Origin of the sequence: Photobacterium kagoshimensis, from assembly GCF_050337045.1 — a bacterium.
Classification (GTDB): Bacteria; Pseudomonadota; Gammaproteobacteria; order Enterobacterales; family Vibrionaceae; genus Photobacterium; species Photobacterium kagoshimensis.
In genome coordinates this window covers 1-6,515 of the sequence record NZ_JAKJSO010000003.1, presented here as the reverse complement: position 1 = coordinate 6,515, position 6,515 = coordinate 1, and the positions used below count along the sequence as shown (strand labels likewise).

Genomic DNA, 6,515 nt, shown 5'->3' with positions numbered 1-6,515 from the left:
AACTATATTTATCTTTTTTTACTATTTTTTTAATTAAGCTAGTCCTTTCTTTAACTCTAGCACTAACTGAATGAGGTGTGATGGATGAGGATCTCAATAAAATATTTAAAAGGGACTCCATTGCTTTTGAAAACTGTTTATACAGTTCAATATTTTCATCATAATCAACTATTATATCTTTTTCCAAACCACTTACTCTTTTTTAATTTGAGGAATTATTGCTTAACTTTTAATCGCATAACGCTTGCCATAATACGCCAGCAACGCATTACGATAATGTTGATAGACCACCGAAAACACCACAGCCAATTCAAACCTAGAATGCCGAGCGTTGGTGGTCGTATTAATGGCCTTGTTACCCGGCCGTTTGACTTGGGTTAAGCAGCTTGCCTGCCATGATGAAGTGAAATGAAAAAGTACGCTGATTAAGCGCGACAAACACCCAACTCAAGGCAGACAAATTCAAAACTATAACCACGAAAATTACTGCGCGTTTACCCACAAAATAGCGGCTACGATGATGTTAGCACTATGGTTTACCTAGAAAAAATGAACCAGAAGCGCGTGCAATATTGATTAAAAGGCAGCCCAAACTAAAGCCGCGGACAGCGCCCACAAGTAGACTTTTTACGGCAACCACCAAAATGTAACCACTTCCCTGCCAACGCACCGACCACAACATTGAAAGCGGCATTCCTCGATGATGGTGCGGCAATAGCTGAGAAGTTTAAGAACTAGTGAGTACGCGGAGCATCACCGCCACGGCCGAACCATGGTTAATACCAAATACAGAAGTTGGCGCGGTTATCAGCGAACATTCACGCAAGTCGTTGAGACGTTTAAAAACAAGAAGCCGCTATGACCGACGAACTATTCTTACTGCATACGAATTTATCTGGAACTGACCAACGCACAGCGACAACGGAGTAAAGTAAGCAAAAATAACTCAACCAAGTCGGGTAACGCTGGCATAAGGTGCGCCAACGCTTAACTTACAAAACCAAATACACTTCAAACCAAAACCGCCGAGTGTCAGGCGTCACATTAATGCCTTTGTTACCCGGCCGTTTGACTTGGGTTAAGCAGCTTGCCTGCCATGATGAAATGCAGTTGAAAGCTGCGCTGATTAAGCGCGACAAACACCCAACTCAAGGCAGACAAATTCAAAACTATAACCACGAAAATTACTGCGCGTTTACCCACAAAATAGCGGCTATGATGAAGTTAGCACTATGGTTTACCTAGAAATGATGCACCAGAAACGCTCATCAATATTGATAAAAAGGCAGCCCAAACTAAAGCCGCGAACAACACCCACAATTATATTCCTTTCGGTAACCACCAAAATGTAACCACTTCCCTGCTAACGCACCGACCACAATATTGAAAGCGGCTACCCTCGAAAATGGTGAGGCAATAGCTGAAAAATTTAAGAACGAGTAAGTACGCAGAGCATCAACCGCCACGGCCGAACCATGGTTAAACCAAGTACAGAAGTTGGCGCGGTTACCAGTGAACATTCACGCAAGTCGTTGAGACATTTAAAAATAAGAAGCCGCTACAAACGACGAACGATTCTAGCTGCATACGGATTTATCTGGAATTGACCAACTCACAGCGACTGCGGAGTAAAGTAAACAAAAAGAACTCAACCAAGTCGGGTAACGCCGAACATAAGTTGCGCCACGACTACCCCACCAAGTGCACCGAACTCCATACCAAAACCGCCGAGCGTAACGCGTCAACTTGATGTTTTTGTTAGGTTTCTATCGTGTGATTACAGACACTACTGATTAAATACAGTAGCGTCTGTTCTATTAAGGTTTATCTTTGCTATTTTTAAGCCTTATATAAATTCGCCTTAAGGTTTCAAATATTGATAAAGTAATGATTGCTAGAAAAATAGCATTGCTGCCAAATACATTTGATAACAATAAGATGATAACGACGACAAGAATTGATACAGCAACCAGCTTAAGCTTATCAGCCATTTAGTAACTCCGGGTACCTAGCATAAGTTGTTTGAAGCCAATTTCCAGTCACACCACTGCCTTTTGCAAATGCCATCACTTGACTATGTGTGCAATCAGTATTTTTGTATATAGCCCTAGCAGTGCTACCTATTACAGCGCCTGCCCAAAATGAAGCATACAAACCAGCCCCAACTGTACCAGTACGCGCAACAACCGACATTTTGATAGGTTGAGCAGCACCTCCTGAGATGGCCATGGCTTTATCAATTCTATCGATCATAGCCCAGGCGAGAGCAGCTGAACCCGCTACTGTTTTTGTTGTTGGTAAGTTCATCAACTTCAGATTGTCATCAATATCTTTTTGTACCGATGCTAAATTTATTTTGCATGAAGCCATCGAAAGGTTCTCCTTAAAATAGAGAACACTAGCAGCTTACAATTATACACCAAGATCCAACTTACACTTTTTCGAGGCAATTCGCACTTAAGTGGAAGATGATGTAGCAACTCTGAAACCTAACGCTCGCCATAAAACGCCACAATCCATTGTTAATTTTATCTCATTAATTCAAGCGCCGACAAAAACACCCGGCATCTAAAATGCCGAGTGTTTGTGGTCGTTTTGATGGCTTTGTTATGCCGGCCGAATTCATATACATCAATCGTTCTTTAGACAAACAGATTTATCGACAGAAATCTCCGTAATATATCTCATTTTATTATCATAATATTTTGATGAGTAAACTATATTACGATCAATCAATGCTCTTGTAGATGGCTTAGAACAAAGCATCATCACTTGTTGCTGATAAATATACCCTCCTTCATAAAGAAACAAACTAAAGCTTTCTTTGGTTAGCTTATCCTTCCCTTTACTCTCTAATAGAGGATTTATATCACTAAGCATTTCTGCCACTTTAAGTATTACTGTTTGGGTAACTCCTACATCATCTCCCTGAATACCTACAACATTTGTATAACTATCCAGTTCACCACCAAATTTATCAATTTGATCTCTTTGCACTTTTACTAAATTTTTAATAATCTCTTCACGACCAAATCGTTTTAATAACTTTAAAGATTCTTGGTATCCTTCTCTTTCTACCATCGATTTAGGAGTAGACCACGCTGATGATGAGAAAACCAAGAAGATAATCAATACAATATTCTTTCTCATTACCTTCACCTAATTACATAACATTACAAAATAGCCGTAGAATGGGACAACAAAAGAGATAGCTACATCTAACTTATCGCCATATGCAAATGACAAAATCATATTTATAGGGAAATATCCCCCGATAAAAAGAAGAACAAAGATACCGGACCCTAAATTTTCTATAAAATCTTTCATACTTCCACCTCAAAACAATAATTTAGATTCTACATCAAATTACATGGATTTGGTATGCTTGTGATGGCATAACGCCTTGGCATAAGGTGCGCCAACGCTGAACTTACAAAACCAAATACACTTCAAACCAAAACCGCCGAGCGTTAAGCGTCACCTTAATGCCTTTGTTACCCGGCCGTTTGACTTGGGTTAAGCAGCTTGCCTGCCATGATGAAATACAATTAAAAATTGCGCTGATTAAGCGCGACAAACACCTAACCAAGGCAGCCAAATTCAAAACTATAACCACGAAAATTACTGCGCGTTTACCCACAAAATAGCGGCTACGATGAAGTTAGCACTATGGTTTATCTAAAAAAGATGAACAAAAAACGGCTCGAATACTGATAAAAAGGCAGCCCAAACTAAAGCCGCGAACATCGCCCACAATTAGAATGTTTACGGCAACCACCAAAATGTAACCACTTCCCTACCAACGAACCGACCACAATATTGAAAGCGGCTATCCTCGACAATGGTGCGGCAATAGCTGAGAAATTTAAGAACAAGTGAGTACGCAGAGCATCAACCGCCACGGCCGAACCATGGTTAAAACCCAATAAAGAAGTTGGCGCGGTTACCAGCGAATATTCACGCAAGTCATTGAGACGTTTAAAAATAAGAAGCCGCTACAAACGACGAGCGATTCTTACTGCATACGAATTTATCTGGAATTAACCAACTCACAGCAACAGCGGAGTTAAGTAAGCAAAAAGAACTCAACCAAGTCGGGTAACGCTTGGCATAAGGTGCGCTAACACTGAACTCACCAAGTCTACTGAACCCCACACCAAAACCGCCGAGTGTAATGCGTCACCTTGATGCCTTTGTTAGGCGAGTATCACGACTCTACAGGCCCAAAATGAACACCATACTCCACGCGATGCAGTAATAATTTGTTTATACTTGCAACACTTATATCACCTTGAGAAATAGGGGAACCAAATACTGCTAAGTTCGGAACTATTTTACTTTGCTCAAATTCCTGTAATTCAGGTATGCGTCTATGAGAAAGTCCAAATGTCGTATCAAATGGCATCCCCCCTGAGCGGAGCAAACTAAAATATGATGGAAAAGCAATACCATCAAAGCCTCTTTCCTTTGCTGCAACACTTATATCTCTCGTAATATCATAAGAGTGTTTACCAGCAAGAAAGAGCATATGTACAGCAAGATCAAGGCTTTCAAACTCAGTACACTTTTCCTTAATTAGTGCAGACAAGTTAAGAAAACACAATTTTCGCTCTGGTTTCAATGTTGCGACATATAATTCATCTTCAGCGGTTACACGGCATTCATGTATGCAAACTTGAAGATCCTGTGAGCCATATAAAATCGACAATTCAGTAGTATCTAAACGACCAGTGCCTGAATACTTAATAGGAGGACTATCATATTCTTTGAAATCATTCGGTGTATTGGGTGCTTTACGTATACGATAAAACTTATCATTCGAGTCCAGAATCAACGATGGATACTCATCAAATATGCGCATGATTATAGATTGTCGATATTGAATATTTTGGAGATCTTTTAAAGGCTCAATTTCTCCTATCATCCAAAATCTTGGCCCATAATGAAAAAAGCCAACACCGAGTTTATCACTAAGTAACTGAACGTCTTTTTTTAGCCATGACGATACATTAATACTGGTTTCTTGGTGTTTGTTGAACTGAACTACCGGTGCAGCACCGTACTCACAACGATGTAGTGTCCCCCATACAAAAAAACGATGTGCTAAATCTATAACTGCGTCATGGTCTAATTTTTTCCCTGTTCTAGAATTGCAGCAGTTACATAAGTCATTATTTTCAGTGCCCATCTCATCAGCACTTATTCGTAACCCTTCATCATTAAAACAATTTGAACAAAGCACTAATTACTCCTACTCGCCTAACGCCTGCAATAAGGTGTGCCCCACTGAACCAGCAAAGCGCACTGAACTCCATACCAAAACCGCCGAGTGTAACGCATCACCTTGATTGCCTTGTTATATCAATTGACCACAACACTGCTTATATTTTTTATTAGAACCACACGAACACTCAGAGTTTCTGGATGGTGTAGAAAACTCAAAACCTTTCAAGCGCTGATTTTCTCGCTTTAACATGTCAATTTCTTGCTGCATCAGCATTTGTTGAACAGAATTATTAATTAGACTTTCAACCTCAGTTTCAGACATGCCATCGTCAGACATTAATAAAGGAGTAACATAAGCTAAAAACGAAATAATCAATGCAAGGAAGGCATAGAGTTCTGAACGGTTTTTAGGAAGATACTGACTTACTGAGGAAAATTCGGGAACTTCTTCATCAATTTTCTGTTTGACTTCTTCTCTTGATAACTTTTGTTCCTTGGCTTCATCTAGTACCTGAGCATAACGTTTTAACTGTTCAACCGTTCTTATTGGAGCATTTAGTATTTCAATTGCATTACCAACAATATTGAAGACACCATCAGGAACACTACCCATTCCACCACAATTAGGGCAAGGTCCAGAACGATTCCCTGTCATTGTCATATGAAGGCAATTTTCTACAAATATCCCTGATGGGAAGGGTGTACCACAACTATCACAAAATGCCGGAATCATAGGCATATGACATACTCCTTAAATTGATATAACGCTCGCCATAATACGCCACAACGTATTACGAACATGTTGATAGACCACCGAAAACACCACAGCCAATTCAGACCTAGAATGCCGAGCGTTGGTGGTCGTATTAATGGCTTTGTTACCCGGCCGTTCGACTTGGGTGAAGCAGCTTGCCTGCCATGATGGAAGGCAGTTAAAAACAGCACTGATTCAGCGCGACAAACACCTAACTCAAGGCAGACAAATTCAAAACTATACCCACGAAAATTACTGCGCGTTTACCCGCAAAATAGCGGCTACGATGAAGTTAGCATTATGGTTTAACTAGAAAAGATGAACCAGAAACGCTCGCCAATATTGATTAAAAGGCAGCCCAACTAAAGCCGCGAACCACGCCCACAATTCTATTTCTTTCGGCAACCACCAAAATGTAACCACTTCCCTGCCAGCGCACCGACTACACTATTGAAAGCGGCATTCCTCGATGATGGCGCGTCAATAGCTGAGAAGTTTAAGAACATTTTAAACACCTAGTCACAACCGCCACAGC

Annotated in this window: 12 protein-coding genes; 3 read left to right on the top strand and 9 right to left on the bottom strand. The window is 40.5% G+C overall.

The annotated features are described in order from the left end of the window. The coding region (locus L4C35_RS00260) for a hypothetical protein (protein WP_428461004.1) at positions 1–187 on the bottom strand (187 nt) is incomplete at its 3' end. A gap of 860 nt (positions 188–1,047) precedes the next feature. On the opposite strand from L4C35_RS00260, the gene L4C35_RS00255 reads away from it, so the two are divergent. After that, positions 1,048–1,245, top strand: a complete 198-nt coding sequence (locus L4C35_RS00255) for a hypothetical protein (RefSeq protein WP_428461003.1) — start codon at positions 1,048–1,050, stop codon at positions 1,243–1,245. Positions 1,246–1,295: 50 nt separating this feature from the next. On the opposite strand, the gene L4C35_RS00250 is transcribed toward L4C35_RS00255, so the two are convergent. From L4C35_RS00250 to L4C35_RS00230, 5 genes are all read right to left on the bottom strand, one after another. Further along, positions 1,296–1,520, bottom strand: a complete 225-nt coding sequence (locus L4C35_RS00250; protein ID WP_428461002.1) for a hypothetical protein — start codon at positions 1,518–1,520, stop codon at positions 1,296–1,298. 297 nt (positions 1,521–1,817) lie between these two features. Then, positions 1,818–1,991: a hypothetical protein gene (locus tag L4C35_RS00245; protein ID WP_428461001.1), complete on the bottom strand. Its 174-nt coding sequence runs from the start codon at positions 1,989–1,991 to the stop codon at positions 1,818–1,820. Further along, positions 1,984–2,370, bottom strand: a complete 387-nt coding sequence (locus tag L4C35_RS00240; protein WP_428461000.1) for a hypothetical protein — start codon at positions 2,368–2,370, stop codon at positions 1,984–1,986. The genes L4C35_RS00245 and L4C35_RS00240 overlap by 8 nt, the downstream gene beginning before the upstream one ends. Before the next feature lie 261 nt (positions 2,371–2,631). Beyond that, positions 2,632–3,150: a hypothetical protein gene (locus L4C35_RS00235; protein WP_428460999.1), complete on the bottom strand. Its 519-nt coding sequence runs from the start codon at positions 3,148–3,150 to the stop codon at positions 2,632–2,634. A gap of 9 nt (positions 3,151–3,159) precedes the next feature. Next, on the bottom strand, positions 3,160–3,327 hold the full coding sequence (locus L4C35_RS00230) for a hypothetical protein (protein WP_428460998.1): 168 nt from the start codon (positions 3,325–3,327) through the stop codon (positions 3,160–3,162). 158 nt (positions 3,328–3,485) lie between these two features. Here L4C35_RS00230 and L4C35_RS00225 point away from each other — a divergent pair, with 158 nt between their 5' ends. Next, a complete protein-coding gene (locus L4C35_RS00225) occupies positions 3,486–3,647 on the top strand; it encodes a hypothetical protein (RefSeq protein ID WP_428460997.1) in 162 nt (53 codons plus the stop codon). An 84-nt stretch (positions 3,648–3,731) separates the two neighbouring features. Here L4C35_RS00225 and L4C35_RS00220 read toward each other — a convergent pair whose 3' ends face one another. The 3 genes from L4C35_RS00220 to L4C35_RS00210 form a co-directional block, all read right to left on the bottom strand. Further along, entirely contained in the window at positions 3,732–3,965 is a 234-nt protein-coding gene (locus L4C35_RS00220) for a hypothetical protein (RefSeq protein ID WP_428460996.1), read from the bottom strand. Positions 3,966–4,207: 242 nt separating this feature from the next. Further along, the gene (locus tag L4C35_RS00215) at positions 4,208–5,242 is read right to left on the bottom strand and encodes an RES family NAD+ phosphorylase (protein ID WP_428460995.1); all 1,035 of its coding nucleotides are present in this window, start codon (positions 5,240–5,242) and stop codon (positions 4,208–4,210) included. A gap of 114 nt (positions 5,243–5,356) precedes the next feature. Further along, positions 5,357–5,965, bottom strand: a complete 609-nt coding sequence (locus tag L4C35_RS00210) for an SEC-C metal-binding domain-containing protein (RefSeq protein WP_428460994.1) — start codon at positions 5,963–5,965, stop codon at positions 5,357–5,359. Positions 5,966–6,095: 130 nt separating this feature from the next. Here L4C35_RS00210 and L4C35_RS00205 point away from each other — a divergent pair, with 130 nt between their 5' ends. Next, complete coding sequence (locus L4C35_RS00205; protein WP_428460993.1) at positions 6,096–6,293, top strand: hypothetical protein; 198 nt, start codon at positions 6,096–6,098, stop codon at positions 6,291–6,293. Positions 6,294–6,515: the final 222 nt, after the last annotated feature.